This is a genomic window from Pseudonocardia sp. McavD-2-B (genome assembly GCF_024124365.1).
GTDB classification, from domain to species: domain Bacteria; phylum Actinomycetota; class Actinomycetes; order Mycobacteriales; family Pseudonocardiaceae; genus Pseudonocardia; species Pseudonocardia alni.
The window spans coordinates 1-25,542 of sequence record NZ_JAMXSG010000047.1 but is presented as its reverse complement, the minus strand read 5'-3'; the positions used below and the strand labels follow the sequence as shown (position 1 = coordinate 25,542).

The following is a 25,542-nucleotide window of genomic DNA, read 5'->3' as shown; positions in this document are numbered from 1 at the left end:
CGGCCAGCCGGGCCGGTGGGGTGCGCGTCGAGGGCGTCGAGCACGGCCTCCAGCGCGGGCCGGGCCCCGGCACCGGGCGGACGGGTGAGCAGCGGGGTACCGGCCAGCTGTGCGGCGTCGACGCCGTCGGACCCGGCCCACGGGTGCCCGGGGGCGACGACGAGCACCAGCGGGTCCGATCCCACCGTCGCCGCGTGCAGGTCCTCCAGCGGGCCGGGCGCGGACACCACACCGACCGCCGCGTCACCGGACCGGACCGCCGCCGCCGGATCCGGGCTGTCGCGCAGCACGACCCGCCCGCCCGGACCGTCGCGCAGCTCGACCAGCCAGGCCTGCAGCAGACACTCCGCGACCACCGGGTTCGCGGCCAGGACGACGGTGTCCTCCCCGGCCGGCTCGTCGCGCAGTGCCGCGACCGCGACGTCCAGATCGGATGCGGCTGCCAGCAGCGGGCCCGCCCACTCCACGAGCAGGACCCCGCGGGTGGTGAGCCTGCTGGACCGCCGCCCCCGGCGTGCACGTTCGAGCACCGGGCCCCCGACCTGCTGCTCGGCGGCCCGGATCCGCGCGGACGCGGCCTGCACCGTCAGCCCGAGCCCCTCGGCCGCGGCGGACATGCTCCCGGTGCAGGCGATGTCACGGAGCAGGGCGAGGGCGGTCAGGTCGGGGACGCGTGCGGGTGCGGTGGCCATCGGGACCAGCCTAGGTGGCGGGCGGGGTCACACCCCGAGCAGCCCGCGGAGGTAGGCCGCCTGACCGGCGTGCTGGAGGTCGTCGCCGACCACGCTGACCAGGCGTTCGCCGAGGGTCACGTTCTCCCCCCAGGTGGGCGGCAGGACGCGGGACAGGTCGTCGTCCGCGAGGCCCGCGAGGTGCCCGACGGTGCGCTCGTGCACCGCCGCGCCGTAGCCGGACAGCAGGTCCGCGGTCGTGCGCACGGCGTCGACCTGCGACGACGTGTGCCCGAACCCGGTGTCGGCGACGTCGAGGTCCAGGCCGAAGCGCTGCGCCCAGCCCTCGCCGGTCCAGACCTGGTCGGACCCGAACGCCTCGGCGACGTGGTCGTCCTGCACCCGCAGCAGGTGCCACACCAGCCAGCCGATCGGGTTGCCGGGGCCGTCCGCACCCTCCGGGCGGCGGGCGAGGTCGGCCTCGGACAGGCCGTCCACCACCTCGCGCACGAGCTCGTCGATCCGGCCGACGTGGTCGGTCAGCAGTTCAGCGGTCGTCGTCATGGGACGGGCTTTCCCGTATGCGGGCCCCCGCATGCGGGTTACGGTGGTCGGTGGTGACCGAGAACGTGAGGACCCACAGCGCGCACTGGGGCGTGTTCCACGCCCGGTGGGACGGCAGCAGGCTGCGGGTCCGCCCGCACCCGGGCGACCCGGACCCGTCCCCGGTGCTGGACAACATCCCCGCGGCCGTCGGGCACGCCGCCCGGGTCGCCGCGCCCGCGGTGCGCCGCGGCTGGTGGGACCGCGGCCCGGGCCGTGACCCCGGTCGTGGGCGCGACGGCTACCGCACCGTGTCCTGGGACGCCGTGCTCGACCGGCTCGCCGAGGAGACCCACCGGGTCCGCTCCACCCACGGCGACGAGGCCGTCTACGGCGGCTCCTACGGCTGGGCGTCGGCCGGGCGCTTCCACCACGCCCAGGGCCAGCTGCACCGGTTCCTCGCGCTGACCGGGGGCTACACCCGCTCGGTCAACACCTACTCCGGCGGCGCCGCCGAGGTGGTGCTGCCGCACGTGCTGGGCACCTTCGACGCGGTGACCCGCTACGCGGTGACCTGGGACCAGGTCGCGGCGCAGACCGACACCGTCGTCGCGTTCGGCGGGATGGCGCTGAAGAACTCCGCGATCGCCGCGGGCGGGGTCAGCCGGCACGTCGAGCGCGGGGCCATGCGCGCCGCCCGCGACCGGGGCGCGGTGTTCGTGCTGGTCAGCCCGCTGCGTCCGGACCTGCCGGAGGAGGTGGACGCCACCTGGCTGCCGATCCGGCCCGGCACCGACGTCGCGCTGATGCTGGCGCTCATGCACACCGTCGTGGAGGCGGGGCGGGCCGACACCGACTTCCTCGCCTCGCACTGCGACGGCTGGGACCGGCTGCGCGAGTACCTGTTCGCCGCCCCGGCGAAGGACGCCTCGTGGGCCGAGGGCGTCACCGGCATCCCGGCGGCGACGATCCGCGAGCTGGCCTGGCGGATCGCACACGGCCGCACCCTGGTGACCGTCGCGCAGTCGCTGCAGCGCGCCGAGCACGGCGAGCAGCCGGTCTGGGGCGGGACGGCGCTCGCTGCGGTGCTCGGTCAGATCGGGCTGCCCGGCGGCGGCTTCAACTACGGCCTCGGGTCGCTCGGGCACTACGGGCGCCCGCGCAACTCGGTGCCGGTGCCCACGTTCTCCCGGGCGCCGAACCCGGTGACCTCGTTCATCCCGGTCGCGCGGGTCGCGGACATGCTGCTGCACCCGGGGGAGACCTACTCCTACCAGGGCGTCGGGCACACCTACCCGCACGTGCGGATGGCGTGGTGGGCCGGCGGCAACCCGTTCCACCACCACCAGGACCTGCGCCGGATGCGACGCGCGGTCGCCGAGCTGGACACGTTCGTCGTCCACGACCCGATGTGGACGGCCACCGCGCGGCACGCCGACGTCGTGCTGCCGTCCACGACGACCCTCGAACGCGACGACATCGGCGCCACCAGCTCCGACCCGCTCGTCGTCGCGATGAAGCAGCTGGTGCCCCGGCACGGCGAGGCCCGCGACGACTACGACGTGCTCGCCGCCCTGGCCGTGCGGCTCGGGCACGGCGAGGCCTTCACCGAGGGCCGGACGTCGCACGAGTGGCTGGTCCACATGTACGACCGCACCCGTAAGGGCCTGGCGGACCGCGGACTCGACGCGCCGTCGTTCGAGGAGTTCTGGGAGCGCGGCGAGCTGGAGCTGCCCCAGCGCCCCGACGACGGCGGGGTGCTGGCCCGCTTCCGCGCCGACCCCGTCGCGCACCCGCTGCCGACGGCGTCCGGCCGCGTCCAGGTCGGGTCCGGCCCGATCGCCGCGCTCGGACTGCCCGACCACCCCGGTCACCCGGCGTGGATCGAGCCGACCGAGGTCCCCGACGACCGGCACCCGTTCTGGCTGGTCTCGAACCAGCCGGCGACCCGGCTGCACTCCCAGCTCGACTTCGGCGCCCACTCGGCCGGGTCGAAACGCTCCGGGCGCGAGGTCGTGCGCATCCACCCCGACGACGCCGCCCGGCTCGGCATCGGCGACGGCGACGTCGTCCGCCTCCACAACGACCGGGGCGCCTGTCTGGCCGCGGCGCGGGTCACCGACGACATCCGGCCCGGCGTGCTCCAGCTGCCGACCGGGGCGTGGTGGGACCCGCGTCCCGACCCGGACCGTCCCGAGCTCGGCGACGACGGCCTCTGCGTGCACGGCAACCCGAACGCCGTGACCCGCGACCGGGGTACGTCGGGCTTCGCGCAGGGGTGCAGCGGTCAGCTGTGCGCGGTCGCGGTGGAGCCGTACCGCCACGAGGCCCCGGAGGTCACCGCGCACACCCCGCCGGTCACGCCGGCTTCGCCGTGACCGGCTGGGCCAGGCTTCTCTCGATCTCCTCCAGGCTGCGGCCCTTCGTCTCGGGCAGCAGCCGGGTCGCGTAGATGTAGGCGGCCGCCGTCGTCATCGCGAAGAACAGGAAGTTCCAGCCCGCGCCGAACGCCTCGAGCAGCGACGGGAACAGCAGCGCGACGGTCATGTTGAACAGCCAGTTGAACGTCACACAGAACGCGACCGCGCCGGCGCGGACCCGCAGCGGGAACAGCTCCGGCAGCAGCACCCACTGCACCGGGCCCCAGGAGATCGAGAACGAGGCGATGTAGACGACGATCCCGGCCAGCGTCAGCCCGAGCAGCAGCGGTCCCTGCTCCAACCCGACCAGGTTGGTGACAGCCAGAACGATCATCGCCACGCACATGCCGACCGCGCCCCAGCGCAGCAGCGGGCGTCGCCCGGCGCGGTCGATCAACCACATCCCGGGCAGCGTCATCAGCATGTTCACCGCGCCGATGCCCACGTTGGCGCCGATCGCGCCGGTCGCCCCGAAGCCGACGTCGGTGAGCAGGGTCGGCGCGTAGTAGATGATCGTGTTGATGCCGACGAAGTTCTGGAAGAACACCAGCAGCATCCCGATGAGGGTCAGCCGCCGCAGCCGCGGGGAGAACAGGGTCCCGATCGCGACCTTCTCGGTGTTCTCCCGCTCGACGCGCACGCTCTCCCGGATCTCCGACAGTTCGGCCTCGGCCGCCTCCGGGGTACCGCGCAGCCGCTCCAGTACGACCCGCGCGTCCTCCTCGCCGCCGTCGGGCTTCTGCGCGACCAGCCAGCGGGGGCTCTCCGGCTGGGTGTAGATGCCGATGGCGAGGACGACCGCGGGGATCACGCCGAGACCGATCATCCAGCGCCAGTCCCGGGACTCGGCGAAGGCGAAGTCGGTGACGTAGGCCAGGAAGATCCCGACGGTCACCAGCAGCTGCATCAGCGACGTCAGCCGTCCGCGGATGCGGGCCGGGGCCAGCTCGGACAGGTACATCGGCACGACCACCGACACGATGCCGACGCCGACGCCCATCACGAACCGGAACCCGACGAGCATCGCGACGTTCACCCCGAGGGCGGCGCCGAGCGTGCCGATGACGAACACGATCCCGCCGAGCAGGATCAGCAGCCGCCGGCCGAGGGTGTCGGCGAGCTTGCCGGAGACGCCCGCCCCGAGCATCGCGCCGACCAGCAGGCCGGACACCACGGTGCCCTGTTCCAGCGACGACAGCGGGATGTCGTCGGGGATGAACAGGATCGCCCCGGAGATGACGCCCGTGTCGTACCCCCACAGGATCCCGCCGAGTGCCCCGAAGAACCAGATCGCCCACTGCGACGGCCGCTTCGCCGTCTGCGCCCCCGAACTCATCGGCCGATCCTCCGGTGGCCCGTTACGGGCCGCAACAGGAGACGTCAGGCGGCGTGTCGTGAGGCGTCGAGCCGGCGGCGGCCGCCGTCGGTGGCGGCGTCGATCTCCCGCACGCCCAGTGCCTTCGCCAGCCCCGACGGCGGCATGTCGCCGTAGATCGTCTCGAATTCCCCGGCCACGAAGGTCTCGTGCCAGATCCCGACGGCGCCGGGGTAGCGGCGGGCGCGGCGGTTGAACGCGGCCCAGGCCGGCCGGTGCGTCGCCGCGGTGTCGCTCGCGTAGGCGTAGAGGGACTCGCGATCGCGCCAGTACTGCACGAGGAACGGGCCGCCGGGGCCGATCCCCGGGCGGGTCCCGAGCAGCCCGTGGGCGGGGTCGCGCTCCAGCTCACGCAGCATCCCGGACATCGCGCTCACCACCGGCAGCCAGGCCCGGACCTTCCAGGGCCGGTTGAAGCGCATGCCGATGAGGAACACGACGACCGGCTCGTCGGTCGGCTCGTTGGTCGTGCGGGTGTACGGCGCCATCGGTCCACTCCCTCGTCACGGTGCTATGTGGATACCGAGACTATCCGATGGCGGCGAGTGGCGCTATCCGTTCTGGTCGAGCCAGGCCCGGACCTCGGCGGAGTCGGCGCCCAGCGGCGGGGGAGAGCGGCGGTAGGACGGTGGGGTCACCGACCAGGTGACCGGGTTGCGGACGGTCGGGACGGCGGCGGCGTCGTCGGCCCGGACGACCGGGTCGAGGCCGAGCTCCTCGGCGAGGGCGACACCGCCGTCGACGGTGTTGATCGGGCCGCAGGGCACGCCGGCGGCGGTGATCGCGTCGTACCACTCCTGGGCGGTACGGGTGGCGAGGCGGGCGCGCAGCCGCTGCTCGATCTCCTCCCGGTGGCCGATCCGGTCGGACATGGTCGCGAAGCGCGGGTCCTCGGCCATGGCCGGGTCGCCGAGGACGGTCGCGAGCTTGCGGAACTGGCCGTCGTTGCCGGCGATGACGATGAGGTCACCGTCCGCGGTGGGCATCGGCTGGTACGGGAAGACGCTGGGATGGGCGTTGCCCATCCGGCGGCCGACCGCGCCGGCGGCGACGTAGGCCTCGGTCTGGTTGACCAGGGTGGACATCGCGACCGACAGCAGGTTGGTCTCCAGCAGCTGGCCCTGCCCGGTCCGCTCGCGGTGCCGCAGCGCCGCGCCGACCGCGAGTGCGGCGTGGAGGCCGGTGAGGACGTCGAACACCGCGACCCCCGCGCGGAACGGCGGCCCGTCGACGTCGCCGGTCAGGCTCATCAGCCCGGACACCGCCTGGACGAGCAGGTCGTAGCCGGCCAGGTGGGCGCCGCCGCGGGCGCCGAACCCGGTGATCGAGCAATACACGACCCCGGGGTTGCCGGCCGAGACGCTGTCGTGGTCCAGCCCGAACCGCGCCGCGCCGCCCGGCCGGAAGTTCTCGACGACGACGTCGGCCCGCCGCGCCAGCTCGCGTGCCGCCGCGAGGTCGCCCGGGTCGGTCAGGTCGAGCACCACGGACCGCTTGTTCCGGTTGATCGACAGGTAGTAGGTGGAGATGTCGCCCTGCTCGGGGTCGCTGACCACCGGCGGCTTCCAGGTGCGGGTGTCGTCGCCGCCGGGACCCTCGACCTTGATCACCGTCGCGCCGAGGTCGGCCAGCATCATCGTGGCGTAGGGCCCGGCGAGGACGCGGGAGAAGTCGGCGACCAGCACGCCGTCCAGCGGTCCGCCGGTGGGGTCGTCGCCGAGCGGGGAATGATCCACGTCCCGGCACGCTAGCCGCGTCGCCGCACCGGCGACAGTCGCGACGCGGCTCACGGTGGGTCGGGTGCGAGGTAGGTGTGTCCGGTGGGGGTGGTGGTCGTGACCCCGGCGGGTCCACGGGCGACGTGCCAGCCGGGTTGTTCGCGGACGTGGTTGTGGAACTCACACACCCCCCGCCCGTTGTCCAGCTCGGTGCGGCCGCTGTCGGCGGTGCGGTGGATGTGGTCGAGGTGGCGGATCGGTGCGTCGCAGTAGGGCTCGGTGCACCGGTTCTGCGCCCGGGCCCTCACCAGGGTGGCGAGCAGCCCGGTGAAGGTGCGTCGGCGGGAGTCGCCGCCGATCACGATGCCCTGGTCGGTGAGCAGGCGTCGCAAGGACTTCCTGCCCTCGCTGGTGGCGAGCAGGTCGGCGGGGACGGGGCCGAGGCCGGGGATCTCGGCGGGCAGCGGGGACTGCGGGTCGAGCAGGGCCTGGGCCGGGACGGTGACCTGGACTTCGAGGTTGACGGCGGTCGCGGTGGCCTGGCCGGTGACCCGCTCGACGAGGGTGTCGGCCAGGACCTGCCCGCGGGTGCGGGTCAGCGGCTGCGGGTGGACCTGGATCTCGACGAACGCCTTCTGCAGCGCGGCCAGGCAGGCGGCGCCCTGCTCGACCGGGACGTAGGCGGTGAGGTAGCTCATCGCGTCCGGCGCGGGTCGCAGGGTGACCCGTCGTTCGGCCTTGGCGGCGTGGACGCGGGCGCGGAAGCGCTCCGGGGTGATCTCGGCGACGAGCCGGCGGGTCATGGCGCGGAGCCGTCCGATGCCGTACCGGGTCAGGTCTTGCACGGCGAGACGGGCATCGACCTGCCTGCGCCGGCGCGCATCGAGGTCACGGCATTCGACTGCGATCGCGGAGACCTTCGCGGCGCTGAGCTGCCCGGCTATGTGCAGGTCGCGGACACGACCGAACCCGGCGTACAGGTCCCGGGCGTTCGCCACCCGGGTGCGGGCCTCGGCCGTGGAGACGCGGCAGGCGAGCTGGACCTGCGCGACCACGCTGCGATGGAGCTCGTCGGCGTCGGCGCGGTCGTCGGTGAGCCTGTTCTCGACGTGTGCCTGGGCGAACGCCCGGATGCGCGTCGCCTGGAGCGCGGCGAGGGACGACTGCAGGGACTCGATCTGCCGGATCTGGTCGATCAGGTCGGCCTCGGAGAGCACGGAGACGTCGTCGTCGACGACCTGGTCGATCAGGAGCCGCAGCAGCGCGAGCTCACCGGACGCGAACCCGCGCCCGTCCACGCCGGGGGCGTGGACGGGAGGCTCGTGGGTCACAGGCACGCCACCGAGTATAATCGAACACATGTTCGATACAAGCTCAGTCGCCGCAGGTGGAGGGCCGTTCGCCGTCCCCGGTATCCCGGACCTCAGCTCCGGGCGGCGTCGCGGGCCACCGCGTCGGCCAGCCGCGCTGCCACGGCGGAGGCACCGATCGGCTCGGCCTGGGCGTTCACGACCGTCACGTCATCGCGCCCCGAGGTGTAGTGGCGCCCCGTCCAGCGCACCCCACGCGGTGTCCGCAGCTCCCGGACGTTGCCGGTGCCGTAGGTGTCGACGAGGCGCTTCAATCCCATCGCGTCGGCCGTTCCGGGCATCTCGACCGCGGCGACGGCCACCACCACCCGCGCGCCACCCTCCCGCACCTCGAACGACGCCCGGCCGACCCCGACACACGGGGTCCCGACGAAGAAGTCGCGCACGCGACCGTAGGACACGGACCCGCAGTCGGTCCGGACGTCGCCGCCGAGGCGATGCACCTCCCGCCCCGCGCGGGACAGCCGTCGTGCCGTCCCGTCCTGGCTGCGGTTCTTCGCCCGGACGCTCCGCGAGGCCGATGCGCCGGACCCCGAGGAGCCTGCCGCAGCCGACGAACCCGACCCGGCGACCCCGCCGGCGGCGCCGCCGCCCAGGCCTCCGCCGGACACGGCGAGCCAAAGGGCCAGCAGCAACGCCCCGACGCCCGTGCCCGCCTTCACGAACCGCCCGTCCGGGCCGCGCTCCTTGTGCCGTGCCAACCGTCCCCCACCCGTGAGTCCACGCGGAGTCGTCGCCGGGGGACGGGGTGTTACCTACTCCACGTCCCCGTCGACGTAGAACCACCGCCCGTCCTCCCGGACGAACCGGCTGCGCTCGGCCAGCACCCCGTCCGTCCGATGGGCCCGGAACTCGACGGTCCCGTCGGTGGAGAACATCGTCCCGCCCGAGCGCGCCACGATCTCCAGCCCCGTCCACACCGACCCCGGCTCCAGCCGCAGCCGTCGCGGCCGCGTCGACGGGTGCCACGACGCCAGCAGGTACGCACGGTCGCCCCGCACGAAGGCGGTGTAGCGGCTGCGCATCAGCGCCTCCGCCGTGGCGGCGGGGCGCCCGGCGAGCACGGGGGCGCAGCAGGTGTCCTCGGGGCGGCCGGTACCGCAGGGGCAGAGCACGGTCGTCGAGCATGCCCCATCCGGCATGTGAGGTGCCCGACCGACCCGAAGGGACAGTTGACCACCTCTACGGACGTGTGGTCGTCTCATCCGTCGCCGAGCCGTGTACCGCAGGAGGAATGCCGACGTGACGGACTTCTACGACGTCCTGCACTCCCGCCGCGACGTACGCACCGGCTTCCGGCCCGACCCGGTCGACGACGAGGTCCTCACCCGCGTCCTGCAGGCCGCGCACGCCGCCCCGAGCGTCGGGTTCTCCCAGCCCTGGGACTTCGTCCTGGTCCGCGACGCGGGCGTCCGCGAGCGCGTGCACGCCCTCGTCTCCGCCCAGCGCGACCGCTACGCCGCGTCGCTGCCCGCCGCCCGCGCCGAGGCGCTGCGCGCGATCCGGGTGGAGGCGATCCGCGAGACCCCGCTGAACGTCGTCGTGACCGCCGACGCCACCCGCGGCGGCCGGCACACCCTCGGCCGCCACGAACGCCCCGAGATGGGTCCGTACTCCGCCGCCCTCGCGGTGCAGAACCTGTGGCTGGCCGCCCGCGCCGAGGGCCTCGGGGTCGGCTGGGTGTCGTTCTTCGGCGACGACGGCCTCACCGAGCTCGGCGCGCTGCTCGGGCTGCCCGCGCACGTCGAGGTCGTCGCCTACCTGTGCGTCGGCCATGTCGACGCCTTCCCCGACCGGCCCGAGCTGGAACAGCACGGCTGGGCCCGGCGGCGCCCGCTGGACTGGGCGGTGCACCAGGACACCTGGGGCGCCCGCGGGCTGCCCGGCGCCGCGCCCACCGCCCTGCTGGAGTCCACCGTGGACGCCGTCGCACCGGTCGACGGGGTCGCCCGGGCCGCGGCCCGCGACCGGCTCGACCGGATGACCAAGCCGCGTGGCGCGCTCGGCCGGGTGGAGGACGTGGCCGTCGCGCTCGCCGGGATCGCCGGGGCCGAGGTGCCGCCGATGCCGTCCCCGGCCGCGGTCGCGATCTTCGCCGGCGACCACGGCGTGCACGCCCAGGGCGTCACCCCGTGGCCGCAGGAGGTCACCGCACAGATGGTCGCGAACTTCACCGCGGGCGGTGCGGTGGTGAACGCGTTCGCCCGCCAGCTCGGGGCGGAGGTCCTCGTCGTCGACGTCGGGGTGGCCGCCGGGCTCGACCCGGTGCCCGGCCTGCTGCCCCGCAAGGTCGCCCGCGGCACCGCCGACATGACCACCGGCCCGGCCATGACCCGCGAGCAGGCCCGCGCCGCGCTCGAGCACGGCATCGAGGTCGCCCGCGACCTGGTCGCCGCCGGGAACCGCTGCCTGCTCACCGGGGACATGGGCATCGCCAACACCACCGCCGCGGCCGCGCTGGTGTGCGCGTTCACCGGCGCCGACCCGGCCGTCGCGACCGGGCGCGGCACCGGCGTCGACGACGAGACCCTGGCCCGCAAGGCCGACGTCGTGCGCCGCGCCCTGGAGCTGCACCGGCCCGACCCGGCCGACCCGCTCGGGGTGCTCACCGCCGTCGGCGGGCTGGAGCACGCGGGGCTGGCCGGGTTCGTCCTGGGCGCCGCCGCGCTGCGCGTCCCGGTGGTGCTCGACGGCGTCATCGCCGGCTCCGCCGCCCTGGTCGCCGCCGCGTTCGCGCCGGACGTCGTCGGCTACTGCCTGGGCGGGCACCGCTCCGCCGAGCCGGGCGGCGCGCTCGCCCTGGACCACCTCGGCCTCGCGCCGCTGCTGGAGCTCGACATGCGCCTCGGCGAGGGCACCGGCGCGCTGCTCGCGCTGCCGGTGCTGCAGGGCGCGGCGCGGGCGATGGCCGACGTCGCCACCTTCGACGCCGCCGGGGTCACGGACAAGACCGGTGGGTGACCCGCTCACCGTCGTCGGGATCGGCGCCGACGGCTGGGCCGGGCTGCCGGAGACCCACCGCGACGCGCTCCGCGACGCCGAGGTGCTGCTCGGCGGGCCCCGCCAGCTCGACCTGCTGCCCGCCGACGTGGCGGGGGACCGACGGGCGTGGCCGTCGCCGCTGGTCCCGGCGTTGCCGGGGATCCTCGACTCCCTCGCCGACCGGCGCGTCGCGGTGCTCGCCTCCGGCGACCCGATGTTCTTCGGGATCGGCGCCACGCTGGCCCGCGTCGCCGGGCCGGACCGGCTGCGGGTGCTGACCCACCCGTCGTCGGTGGCGCTGGCCTGCGCCCGGCTGGGCTGGGGCTCGGAGCACGTGGCGGTGCTGAGCGTCGTGGGCCGCCCGCTCGACGCGCTGCGCCGGGCGCTGGCCCCGGGCGCCCGGCTGGTCGTGCTCTCGGCCGGCGCCGGGTCACCCACCGAGATCGCCGGGCTGCTCGCCGGCGCCGGATGGGGCGACTCGCGGATGACGGTGCTGGAGCGGCTCGGTGCGCCCGACGAGCGCCGGGTGTCCGCCACCGCCGCGGCCTGGCGGGGCGACGCGGACGCGCTGAACGTCGTCGCGCTCGAGTGCGTCCCCGACGCCGGGCTCGTCCCGCCGGGGGAGGCACCCGGCCTGCCCGACGACACCTACGACCACGACGGTCAGCTCACCAAGCGCGAGGTCCGCGCCGTCACCCTCGCCCACCTCGCGCCCCGCGCGGGGGAGCTGCTGTGGGACATCGGCGCCGGGTCCGGGTCGATCGGCATCGAGTGGATGCGCGCGCACCCGCGGTGCCGCGCGATCGCCGTCGAGACCCGCCCCGAGCGCGCCGACCGGGTCGCCGCCAACGCCGCGGCGCTCGGTGTCCCCGGACTGCGGGTGGTGACCGGTCCCGCGCCGGACGTACTGGCCGGGCTGGAACGGCCCGACGTCGTGTTCGTCGGCGGCGGGCTGACCCGCGAGGGCGTCCTCGACGCCTGCCTGGCCGCGCTGGGCCCGGGCGGTCGCCTGGTCGCCAACGCGGTCACCGTCCAGACCGAGGCGGCCCTGGCCGCCGCCCACGCCGCACACGGCGGGGACCTCGTACGGGTGCAGGTCGCCCGCGCCGTCCCCGTCGGCGGCTTCCACGGATGGCGCCCCGCCATGCCCGTGACCCTGTGGAGCTGGAGGAACGTTCTGTGAGGACCGAGCTGTGACGGTGCACTTCATCGGGGCCGGACCCGGTGCGGTCGACCTGCTGACGCTGCGGGCCCGCGACCTCATCGCGGCCGCGCCGGTCTGCCTCTACGCGGGCAGCCTGGTGCCGCCGGAGATGCTGGAGATCTGCCCGCCCGGCGCCCGCACCGTCGACACCGCGCTGATGACCCTCGACGAGATTCTCGACGAGATGGTGCGCGCGCACCGGCACGGGCTCGACGTCGCCCGCCTCGCCTCGGGGGACCCGTCGGTGTTCTCGGCGATGGCCGAGCAGATGCGCCGCCTGGAGACCGAGGGCGTGCCCTACGACGTGTGCCCCGGAGTCCCCGCCTACGCGGCGGCGGCCGCGGCGCTGGGCCGCGAGCTCACCGTCCCCACGGTCGCCCAGACCGTCACCCTCACCCGGATCGCCGCGCGCGCGACCCCGATGCCGGAGAACGAGGGACTCGACAAGCTGGGCGCCGCGGGCGGCACCGTGGTGCTGCACCTGGCCGTGCACCGGATCGCCGAGGTCGTCGACGCCCTGGCCCCCTCCTACGGCGGCGACTGCCCGGCCGCGGTGGTGGCACACGCGTCGCGTGCACACGAGATCGTGCTGCGCGGGACCCTGGAGCAGATGCCCAAGGCCGTCGACGAGGCCGGGATCCAGCGCACCGCCGTGATCATCGTCGGGGAGGCGCTGGCGGCCCGGCACTTCCCGGACTCGCACCTCTACAGCTCGGACCGCTGCCGGAGCTGAGGCCCGACCGTTCGCCCCCCGCTCGCCGCGCGAAGCCGGGATCTCGGCGCGCAAAGATCATCCGATGCGTCTGCGCATGGCCCACTTGATACGCCCGATCGGTGGATCGGATCCGTGTAGGAAGGGGAAAGCCGTGCACATCAGGAGTGTCGTCACCGTGATCGCGGCCGTGGCCGGCATCGCGCTGGCGGGCGTCGTCGCCGCCCCCACGGCGGGCGCCGCACCCGCCCCGCCGAGCGGGTGCCCACAGATCGAGACGATCGCCGTACGCGGCAGCACCGAGGCCCAGGGCGGCGGCAGCATCGCCGGTCCGCTGGCGTCGTCGATCCGGTCACGGTCGACGCAGACCGTCCGGACCCATGACCTGGTCTACCCGGCGACGCTGAGCAACTACGCGAGCAGCGTGCGCCAGGGGGTGTCCGCGCTGCGCAGCCGGCTGTCGTCGACGTCGTCGCAGTGCCCGTCCACCCGGTTCGTGCTGATCGGGTACTCGCAGGGCGCCCAGGTCGTCGGGGACACCCTGGCCGGCGGTGGCGTCCCCGGAGCCGACCGCATCCCGGCGGTGGTGCTGTTCGGCGACCCGACGTTCAACGGCCGTGAGAGCTACAACACCGGCAGCTACTCCGCGGCCCGCAACGGCGTGTTCCCGCGCTCCCGCGGCGCGCTGTCGGCCTACGCCTCGTCGATCCGCTCCTACTGCAACGCCACCGACAACTTCTGTCAGCGCGGGGCGAGCGGCGGCGGCCACTACCGCTACGCGAGCGACCGGACCGCCGCCACCACGTTCGCCCTGGGGCGGATCGGGGGCTGAACCCGGCTCAGTAGTCCTCGTGCCAGGCCCGGCCGTCGCGCTCGATCAGCGCGGTGGCCGAGGCCGGGCCGTGACTGCCCGCGGAGTAGGGGCGGGGCCGCTGGTCGGTGGCCTCCCAGGTCCGCAGGATCGGCTCGGCCCAGCGCCACGCGGCCTCGATCTCGTCGCGGCGCATGAACAGCGTCGGGTTGCCGCGCAGCACGTCCATGAGCAGCCGCTCGTAGGCGTCGGGCAGCCGGTCGCCGAAGGTGCGGGCGAAGCTCAGGTCCAGCGGCGCCGGGATCGGGCGGATGCCGCCGGGGCCGGGCTGCTTGGCCGTCATGTGCAGGCGGACGCCCTCGTCGGGCTGCAGCCGCAGGACGAGCCGGTTGGCCGGGATCTCCTCGCCGAACGCCGGGAAGATCGAGTGCGGGACCGGCTTGAACTGCACCACGATCTCCGACGCGTGCGTCGCCAGTCGCTTGCCGGTGCGCAGGTAGAACGGCACCCCGGCCCAGCGCCAGTTGGCGACCTCGGCGCGCAGCGCCACGAAGGTCTCGGTCGAGGACCGCTCCCGCTCCCGCGGGGTCCCGGCGCGCGACTCGGCCAGCTCGGTGGCGTAGCCGGGCACGGCGGTGCCGTCGACGAGACCCTCGGCGTACTGCCCGCGCACGGTGTCGCGCACGACGTCCGGGCCGTCGAGCGGCCGCAGCGACTGCAGGACCTTGAGCTTCTCGTCGCGCACGCCCTCGCCGTCGATCTTGGCCGGCGGCTCCATCGCGACCAGGCACAGCAGCTGCAGCAGGTGGTTCTGCACCATGTCGCGCAGCGCGCCGGAGCCGTCGTAGTAGTCGGCGCGGTTCCCGACGCCGATCGACTCGGCGACGGTGATCTGCACGTGGTCGATCTGCGAGGCGTTCCACAGCGGCTCGAACAGGGAGTTGCCGAAGCGCAGGACCAGCAGGTTCTGCACCGTCTCCTTCCCGAGGTAGTGGTCGATCCGGTAGATCTGCTCCTCGGCGAAGACCGAGCCGACCTCGTCGTTGATCGCCTGCGCCGAGGCCAGGTCGGTGCCCAGCGGCTTCTCCAGCACGACGCGGGTGCGGTCGTCGACGATGCCGGCGGCCGCGCTGCCGACGCAGATCCGCCCGAACAGCTGCGGGGCGGAGGCGAGGTAGAGCACCCGGGTGCGCCTCGGGGAGGGTGCCCCGATCAGCTCCGACAGCAGCGACCAGTCGTCGTCGGCGACGTCGAGGGTCACGTGGTGCAGCCGGTCCAGGAAGCGGTGGTGCTGCGCGTCGTCGGCGCAGGCGTCGGGGCCTGCCCAGCGCGGCGCGGTGCGCCGCAGCTCGGAGTCGACCTTGTCGCGGTAGCCGGGGTCGTCGAGCCCTGATCGGGACACGGCGACGATGCGGGTGTCGTCGGCGAGCTGGCCGTCGCGGTCGCGGAGGTAGAGCGCCGGCAGCAGCTTGCGCATCGCGAGATCGCCGGTGCCGCCGAACACGACGACGTCGGCGGGGTCCATGACGGGAAGGGGGTGCGGCACGAGCCGTCTCCTCGGTAAGCGAACGGGTGCGGGTCGAGCGGTGCCAGGGCCCGCGTGACGGGCCCTTCCGTACTGTACCGATTCCGTTCCGCTCACGAAAGGCGGAAGGGGCCCCGGTCAGGTCAGCCGGCCCGCCCCGTCCGACGGCGTGCCCGGGAACACGACCGGTTCGGCCCAGCCGCGCTGCGCGAAGGCCTCCCGCACCGAGGCGGTGACCGCGGCCGCCCCGTCGGCCTCGACCAGCGCGATCACGCAGCCACCGAAGCCGCCGCCGGTCATCCGCGCGCCGGTCGCGCCGCCGTCGCGGGCCGCCTCGACGGCCACGTCGACGTGCGGGACGGTGATCTCGAAGTCGTCGCGCATCGAGGTGTGCGAGGCGTCGAGCAGCGGCCCGATCGCCTGCGGGTCCGCGCCGCCCGACAGTAGCCGCACGGTCTCGACGACCCGGGCGTTCTCGGTCACGATGTGCCGGGCCCGGCGCCGGATCCGCTCGTCGGCGATCCGGGGCAGGTCGTCCGGGCCCGCGTCCCGCAGGGCCGGGACGCCGAGGGCGGCGGCCGCGGCCTCGCAGTCGGCGCGCCGGGCGCCGTACTCGCCCGAGGCGTGCGCGTGCGGCGCCCGGGTGTCGATGACCAGCAGCTCCAGGTCGTGCGCCGGCAGGTCGAAGGGGACCAGCTCGACGGTGTCGCCGCGGGTGTCGAGGAACACCAGCCGGCCGGCGCGCCCGTGCATCGAGGCCATCTGGTCCATGCCGCCCGTGGGGGCGCCGACGAACTCGTTCTCCGCGCGCCGCGCGATCCGGGCCAGCGTGGTCGGGTCGACGTCGGCCCCGGCGAGCCCGGCGAGCGCGACGCCGACCGCGCACTCCACCGCCGCCGACGACGACAGCCCGGCCCCGACCGGCACGTCGGAGTCCAGCTCCAGCTCCACCTCGCCCAGGGGGTAGCCGGCCTCGCGGAACGCCCAGCAGGTCCCGGCCACGTAGGCCGCCCAGCCGGGCACCTCGCCGGGCACCACCGACGCCGCGGAGAACTCCACCGGGGCGCCCGGCTCCTGCACCGACCGGACCCGGCTGCGGCCCCCGGCCGCGGGCGCCGCGGCGACGACGGCCCGGTGCGGCAGCGCGAAGGGCAGCACGAAGCCGTCGTTGTAGTCGGTGTGCTCGCCGATCAGGTTGACCCGCCCGGGGGCGAACCAGACCCCGGTCGGGGCCGCCCCGTGACGGGTGGCGAAGGCGTCGGCGACGGTGGACATGGCAGCTCCGGACGTACTGGTGCGTGGTCGGTGGCATGGTCGGGACGGATCCCGCGGCAGGTGGCGGCCGGGGGCGCGGGCACGGTAGCCGACCCCTGCGCCGGGTGGCCGGGGCGCCGGGGCACGATGACGGCCGTGCCCGACGCCCCCGACCGCCTCGACACCGCCCTGACCGACCCGGTGGCCTCCGCCCTGCGCGGGCGGCTGGCCGGCTTCGGCGCGACCCGCGGTGCCGCGGCGCGCTTCGACCCGGAGGTGTCGCCCTTCGCGGCGCTCCCGCTCGACGCCGACGGGCACGGCAGCGCCGGGGACTGGGCCGACCTCGCGGCGCTCTGCGCGCCGGGCAGCGAGGTCGTGGTGGTGCGCGCCGCCGCCGGGCCGCCGCGGATCCCGGCGGGCTGGGAGCTGCTGCGCGCGTTTCCCGGGGTGCAGATGGACGGCGGCGCGGTGCCGGGCGCGGCCGCGGACGACCTCGTCGAGCTGGGACCGTCGGACCGGGCGGAGATGGCGGAGCTGACCGGTCGTACCCGGCCCGGGCCCTGGCTGGCGCGCACCGCCGAGCTGGGCCGCTACCTCGGCGTCCGCCACGACGGCCGGCTGGTCGCGATGGCGGGGGAGCGCATGCGCATCGGCGGCGACGGCGCCGCCGGGGCGACCGAGATCAGCGCTGTCTGCACCGCCCCGGAGTTCCGGGGCCGGGGGCTGGCCCGCCGCCTGGTCGACGCCGTCGCCGCCGGGATCGTCGCCCGCGGCGAGCGCCCGGTGCTGCACGCGGCCGCGGACAACCGCGGCGCGATCCGGCTCTACGAGGCGATGGGGTTCACGCTGTCGCGCACGATGCGGTTCGACCTGCTCCGCGCGCCGCACCGCTGAGCGGCTCAGGCCGACAGGGCGGCGTCGACGGAGCCGGGGGAGAGCACCTCGTCGAGCACCAGGATCGCGCAGCCCATCACGCCCGACCGCCCGCTGAGCAGTCCCGGCTCGATGCGCAGGTTCTGGGTGGCCGCGGCCATCGAGCGCCGGTAGATCGCCTCCCGCACGCCCGCGACGAGTGGGTCGAACGCCCCGACCAGGTCCCCGCCGATCGCGACCAGCGCGGGGTTGACCAGGTTCACCGCGGCGGCGAGGACCTCGCCGAGCCGGCGCCCGGCGATGCGCACCAGCCGCACCGCGTCCGGGTCGCCCTGTTTGACCAGGGCGACGACGTCGGCGATCGCGGTGACCGGTTGCCCGCACTCGGCGAGGTCGCGCACCAGGGCGCGGCCCGAGGCCAGCACCTCCAGGCAGTCGATGTTGCCGCAGCCGCAGCCGATGCCCGGCCCGTCGTGGACCGGGGTGTGCCCGATCTCGCCGGCCGCGCCCCAGGCGCCGCGCTGCAGCACCCCGCCGCAGACGAGCCCGGCGCCGACCCCGGAGCCGATCTTGACCATCAGCAGGTCGTCGACGTCGGGGTGGGCGTCGTGCTCGGCCAGGGCCATGACGTTCACGTCGTTGTCGACCAGCACCGGGGCGGGGAAGCGGGCGGTGAGCAGCGGCGGCAGCGCGATCCGCTCCCAGCCGGGCAGCGCGGGGACACCCACCGACCAGCCGCGTGCGCCGTCGACGGTGCCGGGGATCGACAACCCGATGCCGCGGATCGTGGCGTCGTCGACCCCGGCGGTGAGCAGCAGCTTCTCCAGCCGGATGACCGCCTCGGAGAGCAGGTGCTCCGGCCCGGCGGAGGCGGGGATGTCCACGACCTCCTCGGCGAGCACGGCGCCGGACAGATCGCACACGGCGGCCTTGGACCGGCTGACGCCGACCGACAGCGCCAGCACGGTGCCGCCCGCGGCGTTGAACTCCAGGCGCGCGGCCGGCCGTCCGCCGGTCGCGGCGGCGCCGACCACCTCGGTGACCAGGCCGTCGGCGAGCAGCCGGTCGACGCGCGCGGCGACCGCGGTCCGGGACAGGCCGGTCTCGCGACCGATCTCGGTCCGGGTCCCGGCCACGCCGTCCCGGACCAACCGGAAGATCTCGCCCGCCGTGGCGGGCGCGCTGGTCGGGGTGCGTCCTCGCATTCGTCCAGTGAACCACAGGGCTTCGACCTGGTGAAACGCTGATCGGGTCTCACTAACGTCTTGTGAGTACATAAGTCAGTCGGTAGAGTGCCTATTGAACGGTTCGCCACGCACCCCACCACCTGGAGATCGACGTACCGTGACCGCTTCCGTGCCGCTGCACCCCGTCGTCGACGCCGTCACCCGACGGGTGACCGCCCGCTCGGCCACCACCCGCGCCGCCTACCTCGAGCGCATCCGCGCGGCCGCCGCCGCGGGGCCCGCCGCCGGCCCCGGCCGCGCCGACCTCGGCTGCGCGAACCTCGCCCACGCGGTCGCCGCGTGCGGGCCGGACAAGCTGACCCTCACCGCGTCGCCCGCCCGCAACATCGGCATCGTCACCGCCTACAACGACATGCTCTCGGCCCACCAGCCGTTCGAGACCTACCCCGGGCGGATCAAGGCCGCGGCCCGTGCCGCGGGCGGAGTCGCCCAGGTCGCCGGCGGGGTCCCCGCCATGTGCGACGGCATCACCCAGGGCCGCGCCGGCATGGAGCTGTCGCTGTTCTCCCGCGATGTCATCGCCCTGTCCACCGCCGTCGCGCTGAGCCACGACATGTTCGACGCCGCGGTGCTGCTCGGGGTCTGCGACAAGATCGTCCCCGGGCTGGTGATGGGCGCGCTGTCCTTCGGGCACCTGCCGGTGCTGCTAGCACCCGCCGGTCCGATGACCTCGGGCCTGCCGAACAAGGAGAAGGCCCGCGTCCGGCAGGCGTTCGCCGCGGGCGAGGCCGACCGCGCCGAGCTGCTCGAGGCGGAGTCGGCCAGCTACCACGGCCCGGGGACCTGCACCTTCTTCGGCACCGCGAACTCCAACCAGCTGCTGATGGAGGTCATGGGCCTGCACCTGCCGGGGTCGTCGTTCGTCAACCCCGGCACCGCGCTGCGCGACGCCCTGACCGATGAGGTCGCCCGCCGCGCGCTCGACGCCGCGGGTGACCCGGACAAGGCGATGGGTGCGGTCGTCGACGAGAAGGCCGTGGTCAACGGGATCGTCGCGCTGCTGGCCACCGGCGGCTCCACCAACCACACGATGCACCTGGTCGCGATGGCCGCCGCCGCGGGCGTGCAGATCACCTGGGACGACTTCTCGGACCTGTCCACCGTCGTGCCGCTGCTGGCCCGGATCTACCCCAACGGCACGGCGGACGTGAACCACTTCCACGCCGCCGGCGGGATGCAGTTGCTCATCCGCGAGCTGCTCGACCACGGCCTGGCCCACGACGACGTCCGCACGGTCGACGGTCCCGGCCTGTCCCGCTACACCCGCGAGCCCTTCCTCGACGGGGACACCCTCGTGTGGCGTGAGGGCACCACGGAGAGCCTGGACAAGTCGGTGCTGCGTTCGGTCGCCGACCCGTTCTCCCCGGACGGCGGGCTGCGCGTGCTGCACGGCAACCTGGGCCGCTCGGTGGTCAAGACCTCCGCCGTCGAGCCCGACCACCGCGTCGTCGAGGCACCGGCCGTGGTCTTCGACGACCAGGACGACCTGCTGGCCGCGTTCACCGCGGGCGAGCTCGACGGGCGTGACCTGGTCGCCGTCGTCCGGTACCAGGGACCGCGCGCCAACGGCATGCCCGAGCTGCACAAGCTGACACCCGCGCTGGGACTGCTGCAGGACCGCGGGCACCAGGTCGCGATCGTCACCGACGGTCGCATGTCCGGCGCCTCGGGCAAGGTCCCCGCCGCGCTGCACGTCACCCCGGAGGCCGCGCAGGGCGGACCGCTGCGGAACGTGCGCGACGGCGACCTGGTACGCCTGGACACCCTGAACGGCACCCTGTCCCTGCTGGTCGACGCCGACGAGTTCGACGCCCGCGAGCCCGCCCGGCCCGCCGGCCCGTCCGGCCCGTCCGGCCCGACGACGGGCACCGGACGCGAGCTGTTCGCCGCGTTCCGCGCCGCGGTCGGGCCCGCCGACTCCGGTGCGACCGTCGTCCTGCCCCACTGAGGGACCGTCCCGTCCGAGAGGAACCATGAGCGAGAAGCTGCTGGAGCTGGCCCCCGTCGTCCCCGTCGTCGTGCTGCACGACGCCGCGACGGCCGTCCCGCTCGCCCGTGCCCTGGTGGACGGCGGACTGCCGGTCATCGAGGTGACCCTGCGGACCCCGGCCGCGCTCGAGGCCGTCCGCCGGATCGCGGCCGAGGTGCCCGACGCCGTCGTCGGCACCGGGACCGTCCGCACCCCCGACGACGTCCGCGCGTCGGTCGACGCGGGCGCCCGATTCCTGGTCAGCCCCGGTGCGACGCCGCGGCTGCTCGACGCGATGGAGGACTCCGGGCTGGACTTCCTCCCCGGCACCGCGACGATCTCGGAGATGATGGCCGTCGCCGAGCGCGGTCACACCGCCTGCAAGTTCTTCCCCGCCGAGGCCGCGGGCGGGCGCCCGTTCCTGCAATCGGTCGCCGGGCCGCTGCCGGACCTGCGGTTCTGCCCGACCGGTGGGATCACCGTCGACTCGGCACCGGGCTACCTGGCGCTGCCCAACGTCTCCTGCGTCGGGGGCTCCTGGCTCACCCCGGCCGACGCCGTCGCCGCGGGGGAGTTCGACCGGATCCGCGGCCTCGCCGCGGCCGCCGCCGCGCTGGGCTGACGGCGCGGGCCCACGAGCACGGTCCTGGCCGCCGCCACGGCCAGCAGGAGATAGACCAGGATCAGCGCCCACCCGGCGATGTCGCTCATCGCGTCATCGTGCGCCCGCGGCGACACCGACGGGCCGGGTCCTGACGCGATCCTGATGCCCGGGGACGGCACGAGGGGGCCGCCCCCGGGCATCCGGTGCGGGAGGTGGCGAGCGCCTCGAACGGGCTGACGCGGGGGCCCGGGACCGTTAGGATCTCGTTCGGTGTGCCGGGAAGTCTGGTCGGCGAGCGCTGTCCCCTGCCCTCCCGACCTCCCCGGAGCCCCGTGAACACCACCCCCGCCTCCCGTCGCCTGTTCTCCCGCGGCTCGTGGGCGCAGGCCCGTCGCGTCGCCGACGTGCTGCGCACCGAGACCGTCGGGGGCGTCCTGCTCGTCATCGCGGCCGCGGTCGCGCTGCTGTTCGCCAACTCGCCCTGGCGCGACACGTACACGGCGCTGTCGGAGTTCACCGTCGGGCCCGCCGCGCTGCATCTGGACCTGTCGCTCGCGACCTGGGCCGCCGACGGTCTGCTCGCGATCTTCTTCTTCGTCGTCGGGCTGGAGCTCAAACGCGAGTTCCTGGCCGGGGACCTGCGCGACCCGCGGACGGCGTTGCTGCCGGTGGCGGCGGCCGTCGGCGGCATGGCGGTGCCCGCCCTGGTCTACGTCGCGATCAACCTCGCGAACCCCGACGCCCTGGTCGGCTGGGCCATCCCGACGGCCACCGACATCGCGTTCGCGCTCGCGGTGCTCGCCGTCATCGGGACGCACCTGCCCACCGCGCTGCGGACCTTCCTGCTGACCCTCGCCGTCGTCGACGACCTGCTGGCCATCACGATCATCGCGGTCTTCTACACCGACCAGCTGTCGGTGCCCGCGCTGCTCGGTGCCCTCGTACCGCTCGCACTGTTCACCCTCGCGGTGCAGCGTGGGATCCGTTCCTGGTGGGTGCTGCTGCCGCTCGCCGCGGTCACGTGGGTGCTGGTCCACGAGTCGGGGGTGCACGCCACCGTCGCCGGGGTCCTGCTCGGGTTCGCGGTGCCGGTCCTGGGGCGTCGCCGGGTGCACGGGGTGTCGCTGTCGGAGCACTTCGAGCACCGCTGGCGCCCGTTGTCGGCCGGGTTCGCGGTACCGGTGTTCGCGTTCTTCGCCGCCGGGGTCACCGTCGTCGGTGGCGAGGGCGGGGGGATCGGCGGCGCCCTGCTCGACACCGTCACCCTCGGCATCGTCGCCGGCCTGGTGCTCGGCAAGACCGTCGGTGTGCTCGGCGCGACCTGGCTCGTGCAGCGGTTCACTCGGGCCCGGCTGTCCGACGATCTGTCCTGGTGGGACCTGCTCGGCCTCGCCCAGCTCGCCGGGATCGGGTTCACCGTGTCCCTGCTGGTCGGCGAGCTGGCCTTCGGGACCGGAACCCCGCAGGACGACCACGTCAAGATCGGTGTGCTGGCCGGTTCACTGCTCGCGGCCCTGCTCGCCACCGTGGTGTTGCGCGCCCGCAACGCCCACTACCGGCGGATCGAGCAGATCGAGACGCGTGACGCCGACGGTGACGGGGTGCCGGACGTCTACCAGGAGGGCGACCCCCACCGGGACGGGTGAGCGCCGGGTCAGCGGTGGTCGGCGCGGGCCGCGGCGTGCCGCACCGCGGCCGGTGACAGGCCGCGGCGCCCGCGGTCCCAGTCACCGGTGTCCGGGCGCACGCACGGCAGGGCGTGCACGAAGCTGCGGGCCGGTCCGCCGTCGGCCGCGGTGCCGCCGTGGGTGCGCATCCGCAGCGGCTCGCGGGTCGGGTCGATCGGGTTGAGGCAGCGCTCGCACAACGCGTCCCGGATCACGCGGCCCACCGCCCGGCCGGGACGACGGTGCCCGCGGGGACGCACGCCGCGACGTGCACGACGGCCTCGCGCCAGGTCACCTCGCCGGCCGCGTCGGCCGACTCGATGTGGGACAACCGGTAGACGCGTTCGGTCGCGGCGTCGACGGGGGCGTAGCAGCGCTCGCAGAGCTGGATCATCGGGCTCGACCTCGCGGCTCTCTCTCGGGATCGGACGCCCAGGATCCACCCACGGGCCATCGTCCGGACACCGGAACGTGACCGGCGCCGCTGTGTGGTCCGCCCCACCTGACCTGCGGCGTCGTCATCGGTGAGCGGGCGGGCGGTGTCGCGGCGGGGAACGGTGGGGGCCCCGTCCTAGACTCGGCGGTTCCCCGTACCCGACCGCTCCGGGAGTTCCTCCGTGCGCTTCGTGCACGCCGCCGACCTGCACCTCGACAGCCCGCTGCGCGGCCTGTCGCGGCTCGGCGACTCCGGGCTCGCCACGACGCTGCGCGCGGCGACCCGGCGGGCCTGCGAGAACCTCGTCGACGCGGTCGTCGACTCCCGGGCCGAGGCGCTCGTGCTGCCCGGTGACGTCTACGACGGCGACTGGAAGGACTACGCGACCGGCGCGTTCTTCGTCCGGCAGCTCTCGCGGCTGCACGACGAGGGCATCCCGGTGTTCCTCATCAGCGGCAACCACGACGCCGAGTCCGAGATCACCCGGTCGCTGCGGCTGCCGCCCAACACCCACCGGCTCTCGGTGGACGCGCCCGAGACCGTCGTCGACGACGACCTCGGCCTGGCCGTGCACGGCCAGGGCTTCGCCCGCCGCGCGGTGCTGGAGAACCTCGTCCCCGCCTACCCCGACCGGATCCCCGGCCTGGTCAACGTCGGCATGCTGCACACCTCGGTGCAGGGTGACGACCGGCACGACACCTACGCCCCCTGCCGCCCCGAGGACCTGTCCGGCTGCGGCTACGAGTACTTCGCCCTCGGCCACGTGCACGAGCAGCGCGCCGTCTGCGACGGCCCGCACCCGGCCTGGTTCTCCGGGAACCTGCAGGGCCGCCACCCGCAGGAGCGCGGCGCGAAGGGCGCCCTGCTCGTCGACGCGGCCCCCGAGCGGTGGGCGACGGTCACCCCGCTGGTCCTCGACGTCGCCCGCTGGGAGCTGGTCGAGGTCGACATCGCCGGACTCGGCGGCGCGGACGAGGTCTACGAGGCCGTCGAGTCCGCGCTGCGCGAGCGGTGCGCCGCCGCCGCGCCGCGCACCGTCGTCGCCCAGGTGACGCTGCACGGGGCCGGGCCGGCCGCCGCGGACCTCACCTCCGCCGAGGGGGTCCGCACCGAGCTGGAGCTGCTCGCCGAGCGCTGCGGCGCGGTGCTGGAGAAGGTCCGCAACCGCACCCGCCCGCCCGCCGGGGCGCTCGCCGTCGACCCGGAGCTGACCGCCGCGGTGTCCGCCGCCGCGGCCGGTCTGGCCGCCGAGCCGGACCGCATCCGCGAGCTCGCCGCCCCGCTGGAACGCGAGGTCGGCCGCCGGTTGCGCGAGGCGGGCCTGCTGGACCTGCGCGACGACGAGCGCCTCGCCGCGCTGGCCCGCCAGGCCGAGCAGCAGCTGCTCGCCCGGATGGCCGGGTCGTGAGCACGACCGCGCGGCTGCGGACCCTGGTCCTGGAGCGCTACGGCGCCTACGAGGGCCGCGAGCTGACCCTCGGCGACGGTCTGACGATCGTGTCCGGCCCCAACGAGGCCGGCAAGACCACCCTGCTCGACGCCCTGTCCGACCTGCTGTGGGGGATGCCCCGCCCGGTGCGCCACGCCTACGCCGTCGGCCCGTCGCGGCTGGCCGTCTCGGCCCGGGTCGCCGCTGCGGGGGCTGAGACCGTGCTCCGCCGCACCACCCGCGGCCTGCACGACGACACCGGCGCCGTCGCCGACCCACCCTGGGGTGAGTCCGGTGCCGACGCCCGGCGCCGCTGGCGGGAGGGGTTCGGGCTCGGCCACGAGGAGCTGCGCGAGGGCGGCCGGGCACTGTGCGCGGGGGAGGGGGACCTCGCCGAGCTGGTGTTCACCGCCCGCAGCGGCCGCGACGCCCGCGCCCTGATCGCCGCGCTGGACACCGAGGCCGACGCCCTGTTCAAGGACCACCGGGGTAACCGGTCGGTCGAGGTGCGCGCGGCGTTCGCCCGGTTCACCGAGACCGAGAAGGCCGTGGGGGAGCGGGTGTCGCGGGCCGGTGAGGTGACTGCGCTGGCCGAGGAGATCGCCCGTCTGGAACGCCGCGCCGCGGAGCTGACCCGCACCCGTCGCGCGGCGGCGGGGGCGGCGGACCGGGCCCGGCAAGCCGTCCGCGGCCAGGACCCGGCCCGGGAGCTGGCCGCGCTGCGCGCCGAAC

At 75.0% G+C, this 25,542-nt stretch carries 24 protein-coding genes; 11 read left to right on the top strand and 13 right to left on the bottom strand.

Going from position 1 to position 25,542, the window contains the following annotated elements; translation table 11 throughout:
- A partial coding sequence (locus tag NH602_RS09425) for a LysR substrate-binding domain-containing protein (protein WP_253067607.1) occupies positions 1 to 692 on the bottom strand: 692 nt, incomplete at its 3' end.
- A gap of 27 nt (positions 693 to 719) precedes the next feature.
- Positions 720 to 1,235, bottom strand: coding sequence for a DUF664 domain-containing protein (locus NH602_RS09420; RefSeq protein WP_073574978.1), 516 nt, complete (start codon positions 1,233 to 1,235; stop codon positions 720 to 722).
- A 53-nt stretch (positions 1,236 to 1,288) separates the two neighbouring features.
- On the opposite strand from NH602_RS09420, the gene NH602_RS09415 reads away from it, so the two are divergent.
- The gene (locus tag NH602_RS09415) at positions 1,289 to 3,592 is read left to right on the top strand and encodes a molybdopterin-dependent oxidoreductase (protein ID WP_253067606.1); all 2,304 of its coding nucleotides are present in this window, start codon (positions 1,289 to 1,291) and stop codon (positions 3,590 to 3,592) included.
- On the opposite strand, the gene NH602_RS09410 is transcribed toward NH602_RS09415, so the two are convergent.
- From NH602_RS09410 to NH602_RS09385, 6 genes are all read right to left on the bottom strand, one after another.
- A complete protein-coding gene (locus NH602_RS09410) occupies positions 3,573 to 4,970 on the bottom strand; it encodes a sugar porter family MFS transporter (protein WP_179759927.1) in 1,398 nt (465 codons plus the stop codon). The genes NH602_RS09415 and NH602_RS09410 overlap by 20 nt on opposite strands.
- Before the next feature lie 44 nt (positions 4,971 to 5,014).
- A complete protein-coding gene (locus tag NH602_RS09405) occupies positions 5,015 to 5,497 on the bottom strand; it encodes a DUF4188 domain-containing protein (protein WP_253067605.1) in 483 nt (160 codons plus the stop codon).
- Between the two features lie 63 nt (positions 5,498 to 5,560).
- Positions 5,561 to 6,745: a CaiB/BaiF CoA-transferase family protein gene (locus NH602_RS09400; RefSeq protein WP_073574974.1), complete on the bottom strand. Its 1,185-nt coding sequence runs from the start codon at positions 6,743 to 6,745 to the stop codon at positions 5,561 to 5,563.
- Positions 6,746 to 6,795: 50 nt separating this feature from the next.
- On the bottom strand, positions 6,796 to 8,064 hold the full coding sequence (locus NH602_RS09395; protein WP_253067604.1) for a DUF222 domain-containing protein: 1,269 nt from the start codon (positions 8,062 to 8,064) through the stop codon (positions 6,796 to 6,798).
- 86 nt (positions 8,065 to 8,150) lie between these two features.
- A complete protein-coding gene (locus NH602_RS09390; RefSeq protein WP_253067603.1) occupies positions 8,151 to 8,798 on the bottom strand; it encodes a hypothetical protein in 648 nt (215 codons plus the stop codon).
- Positions 8,799 to 8,852: 54 nt separating this feature from the next.
- Positions 8,853 to 9,239 carry a YchJ family protein gene (locus NH602_RS09385; protein WP_073574971.1) on the bottom strand — a complete coding sequence of 129 codons (387 nt, stop codon included), beginning with the start codon at positions 9,237 to 9,239 and terminating at the stop codon, positions 8,853 to 8,855.
- A 100-nt stretch (positions 9,240 to 9,339) separates the two neighbouring features.
- Here NH602_RS09385 and cobT point away from each other — a divergent pair, with 100 nt between their 5' ends.
- The 4 genes from cobT (at position 9,340) to NH602_RS09360 (ending at position 13,827) form a co-directional block, all read left to right on the top strand.
- Positions 9,340 to 11,058, top strand: coding sequence for a nicotinate-nucleotide--dimethylbenzimidazole phosphoribosyltransferase (gene cobT / locus NH602_RS31850; protein ID WP_308292825.1), 1,719 nt, complete (start codon positions 9,340 to 9,342; stop codon positions 11,056 to 11,058).
- Positions 11,051 to 12,262, top strand: coding sequence for a precorrin-6y C5,15-methyltransferase (decarboxylating) subunit CbiE (cbiE, locus tag NH602_RS09370; protein ID WP_073574969.1), 1,212 nt, complete (start codon positions 11,051 to 11,053; stop codon positions 12,260 to 12,262). The genes cobT and cbiE overlap by 8 nt, the downstream gene beginning before the upstream one ends.
- Positions 12,263 to 12,272: 10 nt before the next feature.
- On the top strand, positions 12,273 to 13,016 hold the full coding sequence (gene cobM / locus NH602_RS09365; RefSeq protein ID WP_073574968.1) for a precorrin-4 C(11)-methyltransferase: 744 nt from the start codon (positions 12,273 to 12,275) through the stop codon (positions 13,014 to 13,016).
- A 133-nt stretch (positions 13,017 to 13,149) separates the two neighbouring features.
- Positions 13,150 to 13,827, top strand: coding sequence for a cutinase family protein (locus tag NH602_RS09360; protein ID WP_253067601.1), 678 nt, complete (start codon positions 13,150 to 13,152; stop codon positions 13,825 to 13,827).
- 7 nt (positions 13,828 to 13,834) lie between these two features.
- On the opposite strand, the gene zwf is transcribed toward NH602_RS09360, so the two are convergent.
- Positions 13,835 to 15,352 (bottom strand): glucose-6-phosphate dehydrogenase, encoded by a 1,518-nt coding sequence (gene zwf, locus NH602_RS09355; protein WP_208622921.1) that lies wholly within the window; start codon positions 15,350 to 15,352, stop codon positions 13,835 to 13,837.
- 117 nt (positions 15,353 to 15,469) lie between these two features.
- On the bottom strand, positions 15,470 to 16,606 hold the full coding sequence (gene galK / locus NH602_RS09350) for a galactokinase (protein ID WP_253067600.1): 1,137 nt from the start codon (positions 16,604 to 16,606) through the stop codon (positions 15,470 to 15,472).
- 135 nt (positions 16,607 to 16,741) lie between these two features.
- Here galK and NH602_RS09345 point away from each other — a divergent pair, with 135 nt between their 5' ends.
- Positions 16,742 to 17,479 carry a GNAT family N-acetyltransferase gene (locus tag NH602_RS09345; RefSeq protein WP_253067599.1) on the top strand — a complete coding sequence of 246 codons (738 nt, stop codon included), beginning with the start codon at positions 16,742 to 16,744 and terminating at the stop codon, positions 17,477 to 17,479.
- Between the two features lie 5 nt (positions 17,480 to 17,484).
- Here NH602_RS09345 and NH602_RS09340 read toward each other — a convergent pair whose 3' ends face one another.
- Positions 17,485 to 18,663: an ROK family transcriptional regulator gene (locus NH602_RS09340; protein WP_179759918.1), complete on the bottom strand. Its 1,179-nt coding sequence runs from the start codon at positions 18,661 to 18,663 to the stop codon at positions 17,485 to 17,487.
- A gap of 139 nt (positions 18,664 to 18,802) precedes the next feature.
- Here NH602_RS09340 and edd point away from each other — a divergent pair, with 139 nt between their 5' ends.
- The 3 genes from edd to nhaA all read left to right on the top strand — a co-directional run bounded on the left by edd (position 18,803) and on the right by nhaA (position 22,924).
- Entirely contained in the window at positions 18,803 to 20,653 is a 1,851-nt protein-coding gene (gene edd, locus NH602_RS09335) for a phosphogluconate dehydratase (protein WP_253067598.1), read from the top strand.
- 25 nt (positions 20,654 to 20,678) lie between these two features.
- Entirely contained in the window at positions 20,679 to 21,296 is a 618-nt protein-coding gene (eda, locus tag NH602_RS09330) for a bifunctional 4-hydroxy-2-oxoglutarate aldolase/2-dehydro-3-deoxy-phosphogluconate aldolase (protein ID WP_179759916.1), read from the top strand.
- A 314-nt stretch (positions 21,297 to 21,610) separates the two neighbouring features.
- Positions 21,611 to 22,924, top strand: coding sequence for a Na+/H+ antiporter NhaA (nhaA, locus tag NH602_RS09325; RefSeq protein WP_179759915.1), 1,314 nt, complete (start codon positions 21,611 to 21,613; stop codon positions 22,922 to 22,924).
- An 8-nt stretch (positions 22,925 to 22,932) separates the two neighbouring features.
- Here the strand turns inward: nhaA and NH602_RS09320 are convergent, their stop codons facing one another.
- Both NH602_RS09320 and NH602_RS09315 read right to left on the bottom strand, forming a co-directional pair.
- The gene (locus NH602_RS09320) at positions 22,933 to 23,160 is read right to left on the bottom strand and encodes a hypothetical protein (RefSeq protein ID WP_179759914.1); all 228 of its coding nucleotides are present in this window, start codon (positions 23,158 to 23,160) and stop codon (positions 22,933 to 22,935) included.
- Positions 23,157 to 23,339 carry a hypothetical protein gene (locus tag NH602_RS09315; RefSeq protein ID WP_062394822.1) on the bottom strand — a complete coding sequence of 61 codons (183 nt, stop codon included), beginning with the start codon at positions 23,337 to 23,339 and terminating at the stop codon, positions 23,157 to 23,159. The genes NH602_RS09320 and NH602_RS09315 overlap by 4 nt, the downstream gene beginning before the upstream one ends.
- 223 nt (positions 23,340 to 23,562) lie before the next feature.
- Here NH602_RS09315 and NH602_RS09310 point away from each other — a divergent pair, with 223 nt between their 5' ends.
- Together NH602_RS09310 and NH602_RS09305 are read left to right on the top strand one after the other, a co-directional pair.
- Positions 23,563 to 24,789, top strand: a complete 1,227-nt coding sequence (locus tag NH602_RS09310) for a DNA repair exonuclease (RefSeq protein ID WP_073574958.1) — start codon at positions 23,563 to 23,565, stop codon at positions 24,787 to 24,789.
- The coding region (locus tag NH602_RS09305) for an AAA family ATPase (protein ID WP_253067597.1) at positions 24,786 to 25,542 on the top strand (757 nt) is incomplete at its 3' end. The genes NH602_RS09310 and NH602_RS09305, both read left to right, overlap by 4 nt.